This window comes from Chitinophaga sp. (assembly GCF_039596155.1).
Taxonomy (GTDB): Bacteria; Bacteroidota; Bacteroidia; order Chitinophagales; family Chitinophagaceae; genus Chitinophaga.
Window position 1 is genome coordinate 42,185 of sequence record NZ_JBCNKF010000041.1, and the last position, 20,012, is coordinate 62,196.

The window sequence follows — 20,012 nt, forward strand, 5'->3', positions numbered from 1 at the left end:
AATGCTGGATTGGTAACGTCGACAACATATAGCGATACTACCGTCACATCAAATTTGGAACGATTTTTTATACCTTTCCCGCATGAAACCATTCCTCACCACCTGCCTTATTTTCCTTACCATCCTGGCCGCCGGCCAGACAAAAGAAGTGAAGTCCATCAAAGCCGTTTACGACTCGACCGCCCTGCCAGAACTTTATAATAAAATTCCTATAGGCCTCTATATCGCCTACAGCAATGGTGAAGTAAGATCCACCAATGGTTTTCTGCACGGTAACTACAACTGGAACCGGGTCAAAGTGGTACCCAGCAGCGGTGCCTTTCAAAATGGCTACCTGCTCCTGGACAGAAAAACACTGGTCAGCCAGCAATATACCATCCAGCTGACCATTACTGCCGCAGATATCCCACAGTCTATTACGACTGATCTGACGCTGCCGAAACTGGATAGCATCCGCTTTCATCATTATGCCGATAGCCTGAAACGGGGATTTCGTTATTATCTGAATGTAGAGGGAATCTATAGCTCCGGTAGAATATTCCCGCTGGATACCAGCGCCGTAAGCATCGAAGTAAGTGAAGGTAAATTATTAGGACAGGACCTGCTGATTAATGACAATGAAACTGCTGTTCAATCTGTAAACGTGACTGCTATATACAAAAATGATGAGCGCCTGAAGGCACTCACCACTATTCCTGTTAAAAAATTAAATGAGTGAACGGGACTTTAACTCAAGGTATTTGTTGACCAGGTGCACACTTAACTGCTGCGGCGTTGTGAGCAGGGATAAGATCCCGAACTGCGCCAGCTCACGCACCATTTGCTTTTTCTCGTAGGCAAATTTCTGCGCGATCACCTGCCTGTAAATATCCTCTACTGTTACCGCCGTATCCTGCGTAATTTTCTTTAATTCTGTATTCTCGAAAAATACCACCAGCAGCAAATGATACTTCGACAACCGGCGTAAGTAAGGTATCTGTCTCTGTAAAGCGGATAATGACTCGAAGTTGGTAAACAACACCAGCAGGGAACGCTGATTGAAATGACTCCGCAGGGTTACCACCAGTTTTTCGTAATCACTCTCCTGCCACTGTGTTTCCTGCGCATACAAGGTATCCAGTATCTTGTTGAGCTGAACTTTCTTACTGCTGGCTGGTAATACATCTACCTGCTGCTCCATCAACGTTACGAGTCCTGCTTTATCCCCTTTCTGCAAGGCAATGTTGCTGAATACCAGTGAAGAGTTAATGGCATAGTCCAGTAATGTCATGCCCTCAAAAGGCATTTTCATAGCCCTTCCCTTATCAATCACACAATAGATCTGCTGCGACCGCTCCTCTACATAATTATTTACCATCAATCCACCTCTGCGGGCAGTCGCCTTCCAGTTCACCCTCCTCACATCATCTCCACGTACATATTCTTTGATATGATCGAACTCCATACTCTGGCCGATCATCTTTTTCTTATGCACACCCGTTTCGCCTGTGCGATTCTCGAATGTGTATAACTCAAAGTTGCGTAATTGTAAAAATGACGGATACACGCTCACCGTTTCCCCATTCTCCTGCACAATACGCCTTTGCACCAATCCGATCGGGCTCCTGATAAATGAGTTGGTATTGCCAAACTGGTATTCTCCTCTTTCCACCGGGCGCAGTGTATAGGTAATTTCCTTTGACTCTCCCGGTTTTATCAGTGCCTTCTGTTTGAAATCCCTCAGCTGGAACTGAAAGGGCAATTCATCCAGGATAGTGACTATAACAGGAAAACGAAAATTGTTTTTTACATGCAGCCGGATGGTGTTGTCATCTCCATTACTGAAGCGCTGCGCCATCACCCTCGACAAAGGGAATGGCTCCCTGCCTGCGGTAAACAGGAAAAACAGGTCTACCAGCAGCATCAATCCCAACCCTGCTACGATCAACAGGCCGATCGGATACAACACCGGGAAAAAATACGCCAGTATGAATAACAACGCCAGTGCACCTAACATTGTATACAGGCGGGTGGTAAAGAATAATGCCAGATATAGTTTCTTCATATTACCTCGGTACTTCTACGGCTTTGACGATCTGGGCGATCACTTCGTCTGTTGTGATGCCCTCCATTTCACGCTCAGGTGTCAGCATAATACGGTGACGCAGTACATGGGGCAGCATGTTCACAATATCATCCGGTGTTACGAAATCGCGGTTATTCATAGCCGCGGTTGCTTTTGCACAATTCATCACGGCAATTGAAGCACGTGGAGATGCACCCAGGTACAGGGAAGCATTTACACGGGTCTCCTGTGTAAGGGCGGCAATGTACTGCAACAGTTTATCTTCAATATGTACTTTCCTTACCAGTGCCTGGAATTCGATAACCTGACTGGCAGTCACCACTTTATCCACCATCGTGGTCAGATCACTTAAACCATTGAATAAGTGCATAGACTGCAGCATGGTGATCTCCTCATTCAAAGAAGGATATTTCACCTCGATCTTAAAAAGGAAACGGTCCAGCTGCGCTTCGGGCAGGCGATAAGTACCTTCCTGTTCAATCGGGTTCTGGGTAGCAACAACCATAAATGGTGCCGGCAAAGGATGCGAAGTACCATCGTTGGTAATCTGCCTTTCTTCCATCACTTCGAACAGGGCAGCCTGTGTTTTGGCAGGAGCACGGTTGATCTCATCAATCAACACCAGGTTACTGAAAACCGGGCCACGCTTATATTCAAAGTTCCTCGTCTCCGGATTGAATACGGAGGTACCCAACACGTCGGCTGGCATAATATCAGGCGTGAACTGTAACCTGGAAAAATCAGCGTCAATACATCTCGCCATCAGTTTTGCCGTCAGTGTTTTTGCTACTCCCGGTACACCTTCAATCAATACATGTCCCTGTGTCAACAAACCGGTGATGAGCAGGTCCACCATTTCATGCTGACCGATAATTACTTTTCCTATCTGTTCCCGTATAGCTGCTACACCCTGGTGCAATGCAAAAAAATCTGTACGGGGATGAAATGTTGTTTCCTCCATTATTTAGTATTTAAATAAAACGCCTGTATTTTACTATAAAACTCCTTCAGGTATGCATCGGTGATCTTATCTGCCAGCTGCACAAAATGGATGCTGTCAATAATTGCTTCTATATCTGCCAATGGCAAACCTGCTTTGTGTGATAAACGACGAATGAACTCATCGCTTAAAATATTTGTGTTCAGATAATATCTTGTACGAACAAATTCCAGCCATTGCAGTGTGATCTTTTTCGCCAGGTTCGCATTGTCATGCTGCTGGTAATACAACTGCCCCAAGGCCTCCACGAATTCCAGTGAGTTATTCGTCAACATCACTTTGTCAGGAATAATTCGTTGTCTTCTTTTACTTTCAAAAATGGCATACAGCGCCAGCAATGCCACCATCAGCCACAAGGCCCAGCGCAAGGCAGGATAACGCATCAGCACACTCCACTGACTGAAGTCCCCACTGTGCGGATACTGGTTATACTTATAAAATTCATCCCAGTACACAGCAGCATATCCATATGTGTACGCTGCCGTTTTCTCCAGTAAGCCAAGATTCTGCTTATATAGCAGGAAGTAGTTAGTGAGGATAGAGGGTTGCAACAGCAGAAAAACCTGTCCTTTACCGACATTGATCCTTATAAAATTTGCTCTGTGGAGGCGATCAGTACCAAGGATGGTTGTTCTTGCCGTATCGAGCAAGGTAAAATAACGTCCATCCCTTATGGAATCCCTTGCATACACCGAATCGGGCGACAGTGAACGATTGACGAAATGCTCTTCCGCATGTGGCTTTTCAAAAATGCTGCCGGCAGATGTCTCCGAAATCTTTGTATATAATCTGCTAATGAGTATACTGTCCATGTCTACCGCAGCGATAAACAACTGATTTCCCCTGTCCGCAAACTCAACCATCGCATCCACATCCTGCACACTGGTGTACAATTTGTTTGTCACCAGGTAATAGATGACACCTTCTCCACTAGCCAGGGTCTGGTCTTTCTTTACGCTGGCAGCAAATGGTTTAGAGACTACGCTGGGATGTCCTCCGTCATAAAACGACGGCAGTGATTCGAACATGACATAACAGCCGCCGGGAGCTTTATCCTTGTAAGAAAATGTTTGCTTCTCCAGGTGCAGGTCTTCATCACGAGAGAAGGACTGCATGTTGGAAACTACTATTACGATGAAAAGTAATAGTAAGAATATTGAAGCGATGATTATTCCAATCGTTCTTTTCACCGGATATAGCCTAATTCGTTCAAAAATTGTTTAAACTGCCCCTGAATAGTCGAGAATTGCTCACCATTCAAAGGCACTTCACCGTACCAAATATATTCGTAATCTACAGTCAGCCTTGCAAACGGTTTATGCCACTGCGTCTGCGACAAACTGCGCAGGTAAGCAGCATTTGTTTTGTCCTTACTGTACACGATGATGTCTTTGTCGGCCAGTACCCGTATTGTCTGCAGGTACATCAGGCGTACTGCCAACCGTAATTTTCCTTCGGCAATGGCCTGCTGAATATGAGATTCGTAGGCAATGGCTTCATGGTCTATTTCTTCCAGCTGAACGTCCTCCTTAACAGCTTCTTTTTTATCCCACTTAAATACATACCCGTTCCTACGGAGATATACAAAACCGGCACCTGCCATAGCTGCCAGCACCAAGATGACAATCAGCCACCAGAATACGCGGAAGAAGTAAAAAATCCCCAGGAAAATTACATTCAGCCACTCTAAATTCATTTTGGAAGGGGCCGCCTTACGGGAACGCTGATGATAGACCAGCTCCTTGTCCTTACTGAACTTCTCTCTTACATCGGCAGGAACCTTGCGGATCAGCAGGGAAGATGCCTGATCATAATCGTCTACCGTATCTGCGTCCATAGGTACTGCTTCGTCATACAGCGGGGTTGCCGGGGCAATGGCCTCTGCTGTATCAATATCGGCCGAAACCTTTGGAATAAGAGCCGCTCCCGGACCTGCAGAATCGACTGCTACATCCTGGGCGTAAAGGCCTGCTGGCAATAGTAGTAATGCAATGAATAATGCTTTCAATCCTTCCCTCATTTCACAGGTTTTATAACTTTGCCGGCTTCATCTAATCTGAATCCCCTGTGGTATACGTGAATAGGGTATACCACGAAATAACCTACTATAAATACAAGCGAGAGTAAAAGTATACTTACACTCAGCGCTATCGGCATTTTGGTATGACGTGTCACGAATCCTTCCAGGAATGCAGCAGTCAGGAATACCGGAATCAGGCAGATCATCATCTTGATTGCATCTCTGGCAGTTTTCTTCAGGGCGTCCAGTCGCTTACGGGTACCGGGAAAGATCAGTCCACTCACCATTACAAGACCTGCGGCCCCTGTAATGACGATAGAAGAAATTTCCAGTGTACCATGGATCCAGATCACCAACACCGACTTTAGTCCCAGCCCCTTGGCAAAAAATAAATATTGGAAAGCCCCCAGCATCACGCCATTTTTCATGAGGATATACAAAGTGCCAATACCGAAAAAGATACCACCAATAAAACAGCTAAGTGCTACATAAATGTTGTTGTACGCGATTTCAGTGAACATAACAAATTCATCACCGGTACCGTACACGCCAAAGGGATCTCCGTTACTGATATTCTTTTCAGTCATGCTCACATACTCATCACCCAGCACGCCTCTTACGAAAGTTTCGTCGTGGGCAGCAGAAAATGCGCTCATGATACAGAATAAAAGAAAAAATATGACGGTAAATAATAATAATCGATGATATTTACGGAAGATCAGGGGCAATTCATATAAGAAGAATCGCTGGAAACGGCCATCCTTTTCCTGGCGATTGCCGTAGATCCGTTGGTAGATGTCTGCTGCCAGACTATTGATGTAACCTGTGACCTTGCTGAAACTGTAGAAAGTTTTGGCATATGCCAGGTCATCCAGCAAACTGGTAAACCGTGCAGCCATTTCATCCGGATCCTCGGTTGGTTCCTCCTGGTATTTTTTCCAGCGGGGTAAATTTTTCTTTATAAAAGTAGTCTCACGCATGGGTTATCCATTATAACAAACATATACATTAATTAGTAAATTTGTACATGGCTAATGTAAAAATACCTACATCCTTCAATATAGAGCTGGAATTCCAAACGGCCAACATACTCATGCGGTTTCTGGCCTGGTTCATTGATATTATCATCAGGGCAGCTTTTATCATAGCTATGTATGTAACCCTGAACAATCTGAACCTTGCTTCGAATACGCAGACTGTGCTGCTCATTCTCTTTTGTGTAGTTCCAGTTTCCATGTATTACCTGCTTTTCGAAATTACAATGAACGGGCAATCGCCCGGAAAAATGTTGCTCGGCCTCAAAGTCAGGAGTATGAACGGTGGTAAGCCAAGTATCAGCCAGCACCTGATCCGCTGGGTGTTCCGTCTTATCGAAACACCGTGGGGTTTTTTCTTCCTGAATGGTGCCGTTCCTATAATCTCAATGGTACGTTCCCGTTATGACCAGCGCCTGGGCGATGTGGTAGCCGGCACCATTGTAGTCAATACCAAAAACAAATCGAGTATACAGGATACCATTTACCGGGATATGTCTGCATTGAATTATGAACCTCACTTTCCCCAGATCCTTCGCCTGTCTGACAGAGATATGAACAAGATCAAGGTATTGATGGACCAGGCTATCAAGTCTGGTAACAAGGACCTGGTAGGCAGGGTAGCAGCAAGAGTAAAAGAAGTGTTAGTGATCGAAACAGACATGGATCATTTCCAGTTCCTGGAGACGGTACTAAACGATTACAACTATTACACCACCCGATAAATTACCTTGTCATCAGGTTTTTCCTGTAAACAACAGTCGTTTGGGTCCACTTGTCGTGCCATGGAGTTCCAAAACCAGACCATACCTCAAAAGGCACTTCACGGGCATAGCTTCTGCCAAATACATATTTCCAGGTCATTGGTTTTCCATCCAGGCGGATGGCAACTGTACCGGTAATTAATTTTCCAACGGTACGTCCCTGCATAAGTCCCTCCATCATCACATAGTAAAGTGGCCTGACAGCAAAAGCGAGCAGGTAAGAGACGCCATTGACAGTGCCATCATTCTCGTCCAGCCACCCGTCAAAATCGCTTATAAACATGGATAACACTACCCCCAGGCACAGTGCAAAGACAAACAGGAAAATAAACGATAAAACCCAGTCAATCATGTAATTGGCTAGTCTGACTCCCTTGTCTGCTGATGGTGGAATAATTATTTCATCAAACTCTTTTAGGATGTCCCCCTCCGGAAAGTTATACATAACAATGTAGATTTAAAAAAAGAACTGCCGGTCCTGTGAGCAACCGGCAGCAGATCAATATGGCAAAAAAACAACAAAAAACGACTAGAATGCAGGCTTGCCGATGCTTTCAATCTGGTTATCCAGCGTATTATCATCGCCGTTAGGCCCTTTATAACGGATGCTCTTGTCAAATGCAAGGATCGCGTAGAAAATGAATGGCAGGAACATCAGGCCAAGGGCAAAGAGGGTATCTTTTCCAAAATTCCTTGCCAGTGCCAGTGAGCCACCAATCCAGATAATGAAAATACCTACAATACACACGGGCGGGATCAATAAAAGGATCCATGTCCATGGTTTGCCGATGATACGGCAGAATACGATGAAACCATAGATAGGGACGATTACGGCCCATCCTGGCTGACCTGCTTTTTCATATACCATCCAGTGACAGATGAGAGAAAAAACGCTAACTGCCAGTCCGGTAAAGATGAAGCCAAATCCTAACAAAGCAAAGATGCTACCTAAGCCATTGCCGTAAGCTGAATCCATGAGGTTAATTGATTTTTAGGTGAACGGTTAATTTTTAACAATATAAATATTCTTTTTTAAAAGAATATAATATTTTTTCAGAAAAGTCTTGTCGGGGATACTCATAAAATGGCTACAACAATCCAAATGCTGAATGGGGGATCTCAAACATATAGCTACAATAACAGAATGTGTCCCGAACAATGATTTTGTATTCTCCAAAATACTGCAATTTTTAAGATTTTCATAGATTCTTTTAAAAAGTGTTTGGAAGTTATTGCAATTGTCCTACATTTGCAGCCGGCAAGGCTTATACGACCAGCTCCTGCTGAACTCCCCCAGGACAGGAATGTAGCAAGGGTAGGCGGTTGTAGCGGTGCGATGTAAGTACCTTGCCTTTTTTTTCTCTTTTTTATTCCAGGTCATCAGGCGCTCGTCAATAGCTGATTGTCACTATTCTCTTCATACGAATGGCCTGTGTGGTATGACCCAAGTAATTTTCAGCTTTTTCCTTATTGATTTCAAATTTAAGATTCATCTATAAAGGTATGGGTCTATATTTGCAATACATTATGCTTGACAATGTGTTAATTGTTGCATAACTTACTTCGTTGAATTAATTACAAAATCATACTAAATACATTTCACCATGAAATTCTTCATAGATACAGCGAATCTGGCACAGATCAAAGAAGCGCACGACCTGGGTGTACTCGACGGCGTAACCACCAACCCTTCCCTAATGGCAAAAGAAGGTATCAAAGGTGAAGCGAATATCCTGAAACATTATGCAGACATCTGCGAGCTCGTAGACGGTCCGATCAGTGCTGAAGTTCTTTCAACTGATTTCCAATCAATGGTTGAAGAAGGTAAGAAACTGGCTGCTATTCATCCAAACATCGTGGTAAAAGTACCCATGATCAAGGACGGTGTTAAAGCGCTGAAATATTTTACTGACAACGGTATAAAAACAAACTGTACACTGGTATTCTCTGCAGGTCAGGCTATCCTGGCTGCTAAAGCTGGTGCAACTTTCGTGTCCCCATTCATCGGTCGTATCGATGATTCATCATGGGATGGTGTGGAACTGATCGCTCAGATCGCTCAGATCTATAGCATTCAGGGCTTCAAAACCGAAATCCTCGCAGCTAGTATCCGCAACGCCCTCCACATTGTGAAATGTGCAGAAGCTGGTGCTGATATTTGTACCTGCCCGCTCGATTCAATCCTGGGCCTGCTGAAGCACCCGCTCACTGACATCGGTCTGGCTAAGTTCCTGGAGGACGCTAAGAAAATGTAGTATACTTTTAGATGGTATATAAGTCCCCGGTGTAGTAAATACATCGGGGATTTTTTTTGCACATCCCCTACCCACCGGCTTTTCATCAAAAAAGAAATTCTTTTTCAGGAACCTCATAAATTCCTGCCCTAAACTTTCATTTTTTTCTGAAAGTTTTATAACTTTGATATGCATTTATAAACTCCGGCGTTTAAAAACACAATGCCTACCCAATTGGCATGCTATTTCTTCCTTTATATTCATTGATCGCTAAATGATGTTTTTATGATTCAGCCGAATGTTCCAGATACAGGATTACCCCGTGTTGTTATTGTTGGAGGAGGTTTTGGAGGTATTAATCTAGCCAAACAATTAAAAGGAGCCCCGGTACAGGTGGTTCTCCTTGATCGAAACAATTATCACCTATTTCAACCCCTATTATACCAGGTATCTACCGCAGGCCTCGAAACGGATAGCATCGCTTTCCCGCTCCGTGGTATCTTCAAACATCAGAAAAACTTCTACTTCCGCATGGCGGAAGTAACAGGTGTACGCCCTGCCGATAATATCCTGGAAACCGGTATCGGTGAACTGCACTACGATTACCTGATCATTGCTACCGGTAGTACCACTAACTTCTTTGGTAACAAAGTGATTGAAGAACATGCTATTGGTATGAAGTCGCTCATCGAAGCTGTACAGATCCGTAACTACGTGATCAAGCAATTTGAGGAGAGTCTGCTACTGAACGATGCCGACGAAATTCAATCTAAACTGAACTTCGTTATGGTGGGCGGTGGCCCTACCGGCGTGGAACTCGCGGGCGCCTTCGCTGAATTGCGCAAATATATCATGCCAAAAGATTATCCGGAACTGCCGGTATCACTCATGAAAATCTACCTGATAGAAGGTAGCCCACGCGTACTGAACGGCTTTAGTGAAAAATCTTCCCAGAAAGCGTTGGATGGATTACACAAACTGGGGGTGAATGTCATCCTCAACACCTTCGTAAAAGAATATGATGGCGAAACACTCACACTCAGCAACGGAGAAAAATTACACAGTAAATCTTTACTCTGGGCTGCAGGTGTAAAAGGTGTGCCGCTGAATGGCATCGCTACTGATATCATCGCTCCCGGCGGACGCATCACTGTCAATGAATTCAACCAGGTGAAAGGATATGAAAATATCTATGCTGTAGGTGATATCGCACAGATGTTGAACGATCCTGAACACTTCCCTAAAGGTTATCCAATGGTGGCACAGGTTGCTATTCAGCAGGGTGTGAATGTTGCACACAATATTCGCCTGCTGGCCAAGGGACAGAAATCCGCCTTAAAACCGTTTAAATATAAAGACCTCGGCAGCATGGCGACCATTGGTCGTAACAAGGCGATTGCAGAGTTTTTCGGCATGAAGATCAGCGGGTATTTTGCCTGGATCGTGTGGATGCTGGTGCACCTGATGAGCTTATTGGGATTCAGAAATAAACTGGTCGTGTTTACTAACTGGTTCTACAGGTATTTTACTTTTGACAGAGGTACGAGAATTATTATAAAAAGAGGCGCTGCGAATATTGTGAAATTGAGGCAAACAGTGCAGTCATAAAAAATAAAAGGGGGATATTTTTTCAAATACCCCCCTTTTTATTTTTATCTGTTCAATCTTGAATTCAATGTAACCGTCGATACCAACTCATCATACCTACCTCCCAGATCTTTATAATACAGCAGGATGGTATAACTATTTTCCGTCTCCCACCAATCACCTTCCGTATCCGCCGTACTCGGCCTCGCATACGGGTCCCTGGTATCCAGTAATGCATATTCATAATTATAAAAACCCTGCTTCAAAAACATCTTCCCTTCATAAGCCCTTGTCTGCGGGTTATACACCATCTTATTTGCATCATTATACTCATAATTCGTCAACTCCCCTATCAGATACAGATCATAGCCTGCATAAGGCTCCGGTGCCGGAAATGTAAAATGCGTAGTAGCATAATCTCCCTCAAAAAAAGGATCATAATTGTCGATGGTAGCTAAAAAATACAAGCCGTTATAATCCTTCACATATGAGTACATTGTATTTCCCCTCGGATAATCCGGCATCACATATACATCTGTTCCGTCAGGATGATACTCAGACCGCTTCACTCTCTCCGTCTGCAATCTAAAGCTACGCAGATCTATCCATCTCCACTCCTTCCCTGCCGGAAACTGTACATCCAGCTCCGCGTTATACTCAATGGTATTTCCCTTTATGAACATTGGCTTGGGATTCACAATCGGAATATCCCACCTGTAATTCTGCAGGATCACCACCTTGAGCTGATCAAATGGATTCACCACGTTCAATCCTCCTGTACTGACTACAAAATTCACTTTCTGATTTGTCTTGAATACCTTTGGAGACACCGGTTGCTGTATCACACCACTTAACCCGCCCCTGTTACTTACTACCAGCAATCGCTTGGTAAATGCCAGCTGCGATGTATCACTGTCTGTATATACCTTCAGCAGGTAATTACCCGCTTTGATCGGCATACAGTTCGCATTGGGCAATGAAAGTGTATAATGTGTGTATCGCTGTAGCGCTATACTTGAAAATTTATAACTCGTAATCCTGTTTTCAGAAAATCCTCTCAGGTATTCCAGCTGATTGATATTAACAGGTGTCCAGTCATAATTACACAACTGTAATGTATAATAGTAGTCTTTGACATCTGCATCCAGGTCATCAAACGACAGGTCCACTGCATCCCCACCATTCAGGGAGATAATGGGAAATGCGGTTTGATCTCCGGACTGATTCAGCTTTACAGACCTGATATTATTGTAGTAAATGTGACCAGGTCCGTAGGTGTTGTCCTGTGCTACTGCTGGTAAAAAGAATAACAGCAGCCCGATTACAGGTATACAGAAGTAGGGCTTTATCATCATAACTTATCTAATATGGAATTGTTAAGGTACGACCTTTTCACCGGCTAGCGGCAAATCCCCCTTTTACCCATCTAAAAATTTGATACATTTGTCTCATGCGTTTATCATCCTTCATTGCCGGAAGGATCGCTTTTAACCGGTCCGGCTCCTTTTCCAGGTTCATCATCAACATTGCCGTGGTAGCTACTGCTATCAGCGTGGCTGTTATGATACTGGCAATCGCACTGGTAAACGGTTTTCAACTGACTATCCAGCAAAAGATCTTCAGTTTCTGGGGGCATATGCACATTAACCAGTACCAGCCTAATGCCGGTCCCCTTACAGAACAAATTCCCTTCGATGCGGATTCCGCTATGGTCCAATACCTGAAAAATGTAAAGGGCATTAATACTGTTAACGCTTACGCCACCAAATCGGCCATTATCAAGGCAGAGAAAGATCTTTCCGGGGTGATTTTCAAAGGGATAGATCGTCATTATAACTGGAATCACCTGCAACAATTTATGCAGTCAGGTAGCGGCATTCACTTCAATGACAGCAGCTATGCACCGGAAATCATCATTTCCAGTACCATGGCGAAAGAACTACAGCTGAAAGTGAATGATCCCCTGATCATTTATTTCATACAGGGTGCAGGCCTCCCACCCAGGGCCAGAAAGCTGAAGGTGACAGGGATCTATAAAACGGCTGTGGAAGAATATGACAAAACCTACGTGATCGGCGACCTGGAACTGATCCGCAAACTAAATAACTGGCCTGCAGGTAGCATTGGCGGCTATGAAATATTTGTGGACGACTATCGTAAAATCAATACAATCGCAGAAGAGGCGGTGAATGGGGTACCCGATAAATTATTCGTCCGTTCTATACAGGATATCTATCCCAATATCTTTGACTGGCTGGAACTACAGAACAAAAATGAGGTCATCATCCTTATCATTATGACCATTGTAGCAGTTATCAACATGATCACCGCTATCCTGATCCTCATTCTTGAACGCACCAATATGATTGGTATCCTGAAAGCACTCGGTATGCGCAATAGCAGGATTCAAAATATCTTTATTTACCAGGCGGCCTATATCGTGCTGGCCGGGTTGATAATAGGCGATATACTGGGTGTGGGTATTGCACTGTTGCAAAAAACCACCGGCTTCCTGAAGCTGGACGAAGAAAGTTACTACATGTCAGCAGCGGCCATCGACCTGCACTGGTACCAGGTGCTCATTATCAACATGGGGACTTTTGCAGTATGTCTGCTCATCCTTTCGGTACCGGCGATGGTTACACGGAAGATTACACCTGTAAAGGCATTACAATTTAAATAAGCAACCTTCCACAGATTATACCTGCTGCTACAGCGGCATTCAGTGACTCTGCGCCACCCAGCCTGGGAATGGTCAGCTTGTGTGTCGCAGCCGCAATCACGGCATCACTCAGACCTTTCGACTCATTGCCGATCAGGATCACCCCTTCTGCCAGTTTCCGGAAAGTAGTAATGTCTGTACCATGCAAGGTAGCAGCATAAGAAGGCACTTCGTCTTTATGCAGTAATGATAAAAGATCAGTTTCGATAATATTGACCCGGGCAATACTGCCCATGGTTGCCTGGATGGTTTTGGGGTTATACACATCTACACAGTCAGGTGTGCAAATGAGCTGTTTGATACCGAACCAGTCTGCTATCCGTATCAGGGTACCCATATTGCCGGGGTCCTGAATGGTTTCCAGCGCGAGAGATACACTGCCTTTTAGTACCAGCGGTGCTGCCGGCGGTATATCCACCAGTGCCAGCGCCTGATTGGGAGTTGTGAGGGCAGATAATTGTTTCAAGACATGCGCCTCTACTTCTATCACTGGTACTTTTCCCGTTAAGATGTGCGCATGCCCGCTGATCCACTCTTTCGTAGCATACACTTCTCTCACCGCCATTCCCCCGAAGATCAGCTCAGGAACGATCTTATCACCTTCAGCAATGAACTGGCCAGATTTTTGACGGTATTTTTTATGCTGTAATGATTGAATATACTTAATTTGCGCCTTTGACAACATAGGGCCAAACCTACATGAATTCTTTTAATCGGCAAAGCCACACAGGGAAAGGTTCTATGTACGTCATGGAATTCTTGCTATAAACAATAAACATTGTATTGACTTGATGCAGCGGCCACCCTTTCAGAATCTTCTTCTTGCAACGATAACCATACTGGTGCTGGCTGCCTGTTCCAATACAAAATACCTGCAAAAAAACCAGCAACTCTACATCGAAAACACGGTGAATGTAAAGGGTGATGCTACCTCCGCCGAAAAACAGGACATCCGCGTATCCCTTTCTTCCAAGCAGCTGATGATGCAGCAGGCCAATACCTCCTTCCTCGGTACCCGCATTAAAGTATGGCTGTACAACCAGAAAAATAAAGAGAAAAAATCCAACTGGTTCTGGAACCTCATGCTTTCCAAGCGAAATCTGGAAGAACCTGTTATTTACGATTCTGTCAAAACCAGGGAATCTGTAAAAAGGATGCTGAGCTACCTGAATAACCAGGGCTACTTTTACGCAACAGTTGACTATAAGGAAACAACAAAGCGTCAAAAGACCAGCGTGACCTACCAGGTAAATACCGGCAAAAACTTCGTGATCAACCGCATTACTTACGAAATACCCGATTCTGCTATCCTTAAATTGGTGCAGGAAAATGAAAAACTCTCCCTCATCAAAACAGGCATGTCTTATAAACAGGAACTGCTGGGCAGCGAAAGGGAACGACTCATGCGGGTAGTACGCAATGCTGGTTATTATAAATTCGACCGGGATGCGATCGAATTCGAGATCGATACACTCCACAAAACGCTCTTCCGCAACCTCATGAACCCTTTTGAAGGGATCATCAATGTATATAACGAAAAGAAAGGACAGGATAACCCGAAAATGGATATCGCTGTAAAAATCAGGAACCCGGACGACTCCAGTACCCGCTATCAGCAATATCACCTGGACAGTGTGTACGTTTATCCGGATTATCCCAGCTACGGTAATACCAACGATACTTTATTCAAGCGCCTGGTACGCAATGACCTCATCATCCGCTACCGCCAGAATATGTTCAAACCGAGTGTGATACAACGCTCTATCAGCCTGCACAACGGACAGCTTTATTCTCAGCAAAAGACCAACGATGCCATCAGTCATTTGTACGATCTGGGTGCATGGCAATTCGTGACCCTGCAGTTCCGAGAAAGCAAAACAAAACCTAATACGCTGGAGACCTACCTCTTCCTGGCCCCTAAGCGCAGACAGGAACTGGGAGCCAACTTTGAGGTGAGTACATCATCTGACTACCTGGTAGGTAGTGGTATCAGTCTGAACTATAAACACCTGAATGTAGGCCGGTCAGCCACCCAGCTGAATGTGAGTTTGAATGGTGGTATTGAACTGATCCGTAACCTGGGTACCTGGATGTTGCAGTCACAGGAGATCGGCGGACAGGTCAGCCTGATCTTCCCACGCTTTATCACGCCATTCCATATTGCATCTAACCGTACCGGGGTAAAAACCCGCCTCACTGCCGGGGTTGACTACCTGACCCGTACAGCGAAATTCTATATTTCGAATATCAACGCCTCTTTTGGGTACGAGTGGAAAGAGTCCGCTTACAAAGCATGGAATGTGAAGCCAATTTCACTGAACTATGTAGGTGTAAACCTGAATCCCAACTTCAGGGCGACTACTGTAGCCAATAACCCTTACCTGAAACGTAGCTTTGAACCAGCTTTCATAGGCGGGGAAAACGTAACTTACATCTATAGCAACAATGACCCGCTGCATAAACTGCATAATTCCTTCTTCCGGGCGAATATCGAGGAATCCGGTGCATGGCTGAATGGTATCAGCAGCCTGATGACAGCTGCATTTGGCGGCCACAACGACCTGGAATCGCTTACCAATATGGAGATTGCCAACTTCATCAAAATGGAAGCAGATTATCGTCATTACTGGAACCTGACCCCACATACTACACTGGCTACCCGCATTTATGGCGGGGTGGGCATTCCCTATGGTAAGTCAGTTGTAATGCCTTATATCCGTCAGTTTACAGCCGGTGGGCCCAATAGTATACGTGCATGGAGATTGCGTACATTAGGTCCTGGTACCTTTAAGGATACATCTGCTACAGCAGCCACTTTCCCTGACCAGACGGGTGATATGAAGCTGGAGGGCAATATTGAATACCGTTTTGACTTATTGCGGCTTTTTAATGGAGGTGTGAATCTGAAAGGCGCAACTTTCCTGGATATGGGTAATATCTGGATGATGAAGAAAGATACAGTACGTGCGGGCTCTGAGTTCAGGTTAAGTAAATTGTATCACGACCTGGCCATTGGTACCGGGGTTGGTTTGAGATTGGATTTTTCGTTCTTCCTGATACGACTGGATTGGGGAGTACCAGTGAAAGTTCCTTACTTTACGGGGAACAAGGACGGATGGTATCTGAGCGAATGGGATCTGGGTAGCAGTACATGGAGAAGGAATAATATTATCTGGAATGTGGCGATTGGATATCCATTCTAAAATTTTGAAGTGCATTTTTAAAAGCCGCTTGCCGGGCAAGATATAAATAGTTAGTCTAATCAAATAGCAGCCATGATACCAACAAAAAAGCTTTCGCCGCAGGTGAAAGCTTTTTTGTTGGCTGATCTATAATGTCTCATTTTTTACTTTCTCTATAAAATCTTCCATGGTATACGCATCTTCCAGCTTAAACTCCCCTATTCTCGTCCTGCACAAACTGCTCATATACCCACCTACACCCAGTGCTGCTCCAAAATCATTTGCCAGTGACCGGATATAGGTCCCTGTACTACACTCCACTCTGAAATGCACTACCGGCAGCTCAATGGAAGTGATCTCAAAAGTCTTGATAAAAACCTTCCTCGGCTCCACCTTTACTTCTACGCCCTTACGTGCCAGCTCATAAATCGGCTTACCATTTTGCTTGATAGCGGAGTGAATGGGCGGCAACTGCTGCAATTCACCAATAAATTGTTTAGTCGCTGCATGAATGACTTCGGGTGTCAATGCATCCAGCGGTTTGAAATCTGTAGGCTCTGACTCCAGGTCGTAGGTAGGCGTCACAGCTCCCAGAGTAAACGTACCTGTATATTCTTTCTCCTGTGCCTGCACTTCATTGATCTTCTTTGTCATCTTCCCGGTACAGCAAATGAGCAGTCCGGTAGCAAGCGGGTCCAGTGTACCGGCATGGCCGGTTTTTGCTTTCGTAGTATTCCTGATTTTACGCACCACATCAAAAGAAGTCCAGGTCAAAGGCTTATTGATCAGTATGACCTGTCCTTCTTCATATTTATTTTTTACTTGTTGGTTCATGCCGCAAAGATATTTTACTATTTTCACACAATTTTCAAAACATATGTCGTTAATACAACACGGTAATGCAGACGTTAGGTATCAGCAGCAAGTTGATAACTCCGTACACTACGTCCTGCCTTTCATAGAGACTGCGATGCCCATTACGCCGGACCTCCGGATCATGGAAATCGGCTGTGGTGAAGGCGGCGTATTAATTCCTTTCCTGGAAAGAGGATGTCATTGTGTAGGGGTAGACCTTTCCGACGATAAAATTGCCCTCGGTCATCAATACCTGAAGCAATATGTAGATGCAGGTCAAATGCAGCTGATCAACAAGAATATTTATGACGTTGATTTTCTGGGAGAGTTCAAACACTCTTTCGACCTCATCATCCTCAAAGATGCTATTGAGCACATTCCAGACCAGTCGAAGATCATCGGCTACCTGAAGAATTTACTGACCCCACGGGGACAGGTATACTTTGGCTTCCCGCCGTGGTATATGCCACACGGTGGCCACCAGCAGACCTGCCAGAACAAGGTGCTGAATATGATGCCGTACATTCACCTGCTGCCCAACTTCCTGTACAAGGGATTGCTACGTGCATTTGGTGAACCGCAGGCTATCATAGATGAATTGATGGAGATTAAGGATACAGGAATTTCGATTGAAAGATTTGAGAGGATTGTTAAGAAACAGGGATACCAGATCTCCCGCAAACAATTCTACCTGATCAATCCTATTTATAAATATAAGTTCGGGCTCAAGCCCAGAAAGCAGTTTGGGCCTGTTGCAGCAGTGCCTTTCGTACGCAACTTCTTTACGACCTGTGTATACTACACCATTAAAGCAGCATAAGTGTATCATGCAATAAAAAAGCCGGCAATTGGATTGCCGGCTTTTTTTGTTGCAATAGTTTTCATTCCTGTCTGCGAATCTCCGCTTTCATGAATGTCTTTATTGAAAAACACTATAATTTCTCATTCCAGATCTCCCAACTTGCTTCCGCCTGTAAAATCAGCATCTCATGTCCATTCTTGATCGTGGCTCCCTGGTCAGCACCTTTTTGTAAAAAAGCAGTAATAGCGGGATTATAGATCAGGTCGTACAACAGATGTTGTTCATTCATCAGCCCGTAAGGCAATGCCGGAGCAGCATCTACATTTGGATACATGCCCAGTGGTGTAGTATTGATGATCAGGGTATGTGTTGCAATGATATCGGCAGAAATGTCGTCATAAGTTATATGATGCGTTCCTGCCTGCCGGCTCACCAACTGGTAAGGGATGTTCAGTGCTTCCAATACATATTGTACCGCTTTGGCAGCACCGCCGGTTCCCAATACCAGTGCCTTGTTGTGGTGTGGTTGCAGCAATGGTTCCAGGGAACGCCTGAATCCGATAGCGTCAGTATTATGTCCGATCTTACGGCCATTGATGAAACGGATACAATTTACCGCTTTCATTCTGGCTGCTGCAGGACTCAGTTCATCCAGGAAGGGAATCACTGCTTCCTTGTAGGGAATGGTGACATTCAGGCCCTGTAATGCTTCGCCATACTGCGCCATTAATGGCGTCAGGTCGGTAATAGCGGGCAGGGAGAAACTGTCATACATACATCCCTGGATGCCTTCCCTGGCAAACTTTTCCGCAAAGTAACCTTTGGAAAAAGAATGGCTCAGCGGGTATCCTATCAGACCATATACCTTCATGCCTCAATTATGCTTTATCTAAGTACAGGTGGAAAGTATCACCTCTCAGTCCTACTCTCATTGCTTCGAGCGCGATCACTTCTGAAGGAGCGAGGTTCCCCAGGTTCACGTTGCAGCCGATCAGTTCAAGGAAATACAGCTGTTGTGCTTTCTGAGGAGCTTCCCAGATGATTTTTTCAGAGGGTACCTGGGTCAGGATTTCCTGTACAAGCCCTTCTCTTACTTCACCTGATCCACGGTAGATACCTACGTTACCGCTTTCTCTTGCTTCAGCGATCACATAGCTGGCACCAGCGCCCAGCTCGGCGTTCATCAGCTCGATCCATTTATAAGGAGGGATAATGTGTTCAGCATCTTTAGAACCAACTTCGCTCAGTACAGTGGCGATCTTGGACAGTTTTTCGATATATCCGCATTTCTCAGCATGAGGAATGGTGATAGAACCGTCAGATACTTCCACATGCTTGATACCATAATCCTTGATCACGCTGATAAAGTCGTCCATCTGGTTACGGATAAGGAATGCTTCAAATAAGGTGCCCCCGAAGTAAACGGGGATATTTGCCGCCTGGTATAACTCAATCTTTTCACGCAGGTTCGGTGTCACGAATGATGTACCAAATCCCAGCTTAAGGATATCAACGTGCGGAGCGGAGATCGATAAGAAATTCTTGGCTTCCTGCAGACTCAGACCCTTGTCCATTACCATGGTCAGGCCATAATTACGCGGCTTCGTCGTACGCTCTGGAATTTGTGTCAGATTAAAATTCATTTGAAACATTTTTATCGTCTTCTTGGTTGGCATTCCAGGCATACAGTTTTGGCCGACAGCCGGAACGCACGTTGGTCAGTTTTTGTGTTGCGGTATGGAATAGT

Annotated in this window: 19 protein-coding genes and 1 other RNA gene; 8 read left to right on the forward strand and 12 right to left on the reverse strand. The window is 44.8% G+C overall.

The window, feature by feature from the left end:
- The first annotated feature begins 82 nt into the window (after window positions 1-82).
- Complete coding sequence (locus ABDW33_RS28220; RefSeq protein WP_343693439.1) at window positions 83-718, forward strand: hypothetical protein; 636 nt, start codon at window positions 83-85, stop codon at window positions 716-718.
- Here the strand turns inward: ABDW33_RS28220 and ABDW33_RS28225 are convergent.
- The 5 genes from ABDW33_RS28225 to ABDW33_RS28245 form a co-directional block, all read right to left on the reverse strand.
- Entirely contained in the window at window positions 707-2,044 is a 1,338-nt protein-coding gene (locus tag ABDW33_RS28225; RefSeq protein ID WP_343693440.1) for a DUF58 domain-containing protein, read from the reverse strand. The two genes, ABDW33_RS28220 and ABDW33_RS28225, sit on opposite strands and share 12 nt — an antisense overlap.
- Before the next feature lies 1 nt (window position 2,045).
- On the reverse strand, window positions 2,046-3,026 hold the full coding sequence (locus ABDW33_RS28230; protein WP_343693441.1) for a MoxR family ATPase: 981 nt from the start codon (window positions 3,024-3,026) through the stop codon (window positions 2,046-2,048).
- Window positions 3,026-4,180 (reverse strand): DUF4350 domain-containing protein, encoded by a 1,155-nt coding sequence (locus ABDW33_RS28235; RefSeq protein ID WP_343693442.1) that lies wholly within the window; start codon window positions 4,178-4,180, stop codon window positions 3,026-3,028. The genes ABDW33_RS28230 and ABDW33_RS28235 overlap by 1 nt, the downstream gene beginning before the upstream one ends.
- 71 nt (window positions 4,181-4,251) lie before the next feature.
- A complete protein-coding gene (locus ABDW33_RS28240; protein ID WP_343693443.1) occupies window positions 4,252-5,085 on the reverse strand; it encodes a DUF4129 domain-containing protein in 834 nt (277 codons plus the stop codon).
- Window positions 5,082-6,065, reverse strand: coding sequence for a stage II sporulation protein M (locus tag ABDW33_RS28245; protein WP_343693444.1), 984 nt, complete (start codon window positions 6,063-6,065; stop codon window positions 5,082-5,084). The genes ABDW33_RS28240 and ABDW33_RS28245 overlap by 4 nt, the downstream gene beginning before the upstream one ends.
- A 47-nt stretch (window positions 6,066-6,112) precedes the next feature.
- Here ABDW33_RS28245 and ABDW33_RS28250 point away from each other — a divergent pair, with 47 nt between their 5' ends.
- Window positions 6,113-6,844, forward strand: coding sequence for an RDD family protein (locus ABDW33_RS28250; protein WP_343693445.1), 732 nt, complete (start codon window positions 6,113-6,115; stop codon window positions 6,842-6,844).
- Window position 6,845: 1 nt separating this feature from the next.
- On the opposite strand, the gene ABDW33_RS28255 is transcribed toward ABDW33_RS28250, so the two are convergent.
- The gene (locus ABDW33_RS28255) at window positions 6,846-7,328 is read right to left on the reverse strand and encodes an RDD family protein (RefSeq protein WP_343693446.1); all 483 of its coding nucleotides are present in this window, start codon (window positions 7,326-7,328) and stop codon (window positions 6,846-6,848) included.
- 84 nt (window positions 7,329-7,412) lie between these two features.
- On the reverse strand, window positions 7,413-7,859 hold the full coding sequence (locus ABDW33_RS28260; RefSeq protein ID WP_343693447.1) for a DUF5684 domain-containing protein: 447 nt from the start codon (window positions 7,857-7,859) through the stop codon (window positions 7,413-7,415).
- 280 nt (window positions 7,860-8,139) lie between these two features.
- On the opposite strand from ABDW33_RS28260, the gene ffs reads away from it, so the two are divergent.
- The 3 genes from ffs to ABDW33_RS28275 all read left to right on the forward strand — a co-directional run bounded on the left by ffs (window position 8,140) and on the right by ABDW33_RS28275 (window position 10,725).
- Window positions 8,140-8,239, forward strand: an RNA gene (gene ffs, locus ABDW33_RS28265) — signal recognition particle sRNA small type.
- A 248-nt stretch (window positions 8,240-8,487) separates the two neighbouring features.
- Window positions 8,488-9,138 (forward strand): fructose-6-phosphate aldolase, encoded by a 651-nt coding sequence (gene fsa / locus ABDW33_RS28270; protein ID WP_343693448.1) that lies wholly within the window; start codon window positions 8,488-8,490, stop codon window positions 9,136-9,138.
- Between the two features lie 264 nt (window positions 9,139-9,402).
- Window positions 9,403-10,725: an NAD(P)/FAD-dependent oxidoreductase gene (locus ABDW33_RS28275; protein WP_343693449.1), complete on the forward strand. Its 1,323-nt coding sequence runs from the start codon at window positions 9,403-9,405 to the stop codon at window positions 10,723-10,725.
- A 44-nt stretch (window positions 10,726-10,769) separates the two neighbouring features.
- Here the strand turns inward: ABDW33_RS28275 and ABDW33_RS28280 are convergent, their stop codons facing one another.
- Window positions 10,770-12,059, reverse strand: a complete 1,290-nt coding sequence (locus ABDW33_RS28280) for a DUF5103 domain-containing protein (protein WP_343693450.1) — start codon at window positions 12,057-12,059, stop codon at window positions 10,770-10,772.
- 95 nt (window positions 12,060-12,154) lie between these two features.
- Here ABDW33_RS28280 and ABDW33_RS28285 point away from each other — a divergent pair, with 95 nt between their 5' ends.
- Window positions 12,155-13,387: an FtsX-like permease family protein gene (locus tag ABDW33_RS28285; RefSeq protein ID WP_343693451.1), complete on the forward strand. Its 1,233-nt coding sequence runs from the start codon at window positions 12,155-12,157 to the stop codon at window positions 13,385-13,387.
- Here the strand turns inward: ABDW33_RS28285 and ABDW33_RS28290 are convergent.
- A complete protein-coding gene (locus ABDW33_RS28290) occupies window positions 13,380-14,111 on the reverse strand; it encodes an RNA methyltransferase (protein WP_343693452.1) in 732 nt (243 codons plus the stop codon). The two genes, ABDW33_RS28285 and ABDW33_RS28290, sit on opposite strands and share 8 nt — an antisense overlap.
- Before the next feature lie 106 nt (window positions 14,112-14,217).
- Here ABDW33_RS28290 and ABDW33_RS28295 point away from each other — a divergent pair, with 106 nt between their 5' ends.
- Window positions 14,218-16,629, forward strand: a complete 2,412-nt coding sequence (locus ABDW33_RS28295; protein ID WP_343693453.1) for a BamA/TamA family outer membrane protein — start codon at window positions 14,218-14,220, stop codon at window positions 16,627-16,629.
- Between the two features lie 126 nt (window positions 16,630-16,755).
- Here the strand turns inward: ABDW33_RS28295 and truB are convergent, their stop codons facing one another.
- Complete coding sequence (truB, locus tag ABDW33_RS28300) at window positions 16,756-17,442, reverse strand: tRNA pseudouridine(55) synthase TruB (RefSeq protein ID WP_343693454.1); 687 nt, start codon at window positions 17,440-17,442, stop codon at window positions 16,756-16,758.
- A gap of 43 nt (window positions 17,443-17,485) precedes the next feature.
- Between truB and ABDW33_RS28305 the strand changes: the two genes are divergently transcribed.
- On the forward strand, window positions 17,486-18,283 hold the full coding sequence (locus ABDW33_RS28305) for a class I SAM-dependent methyltransferase (protein ID WP_343693455.1): 798 nt from the start codon (window positions 17,486-17,488) through the stop codon (window positions 18,281-18,283).
- Between the two features lie 112 nt (window positions 18,284-18,395).
- Here the strand turns inward: ABDW33_RS28305 and ABDW33_RS28310 are convergent, their stop codons facing one another.
- Both ABDW33_RS28310 and ABDW33_RS28315 read right to left on the reverse strand, forming a co-directional pair.
- On the reverse strand, window positions 18,396-19,136 hold the full coding sequence (locus tag ABDW33_RS28310) for a shikimate dehydrogenase (protein WP_343693456.1): 741 nt from the start codon (window positions 19,134-19,136) through the stop codon (window positions 18,396-18,398).
- A gap of 7 nt (window positions 19,137-19,143) precedes the next feature.
- Window positions 19,144-19,908 (reverse strand): phosphosulfolactate synthase, encoded by a 765-nt coding sequence (locus ABDW33_RS28315; protein ID WP_343693457.1) that lies wholly within the window; start codon window positions 19,906-19,908, stop codon window positions 19,144-19,146.
- Between the last annotated feature and the right edge of the window lie 104 nt (window positions 19,909-20,012).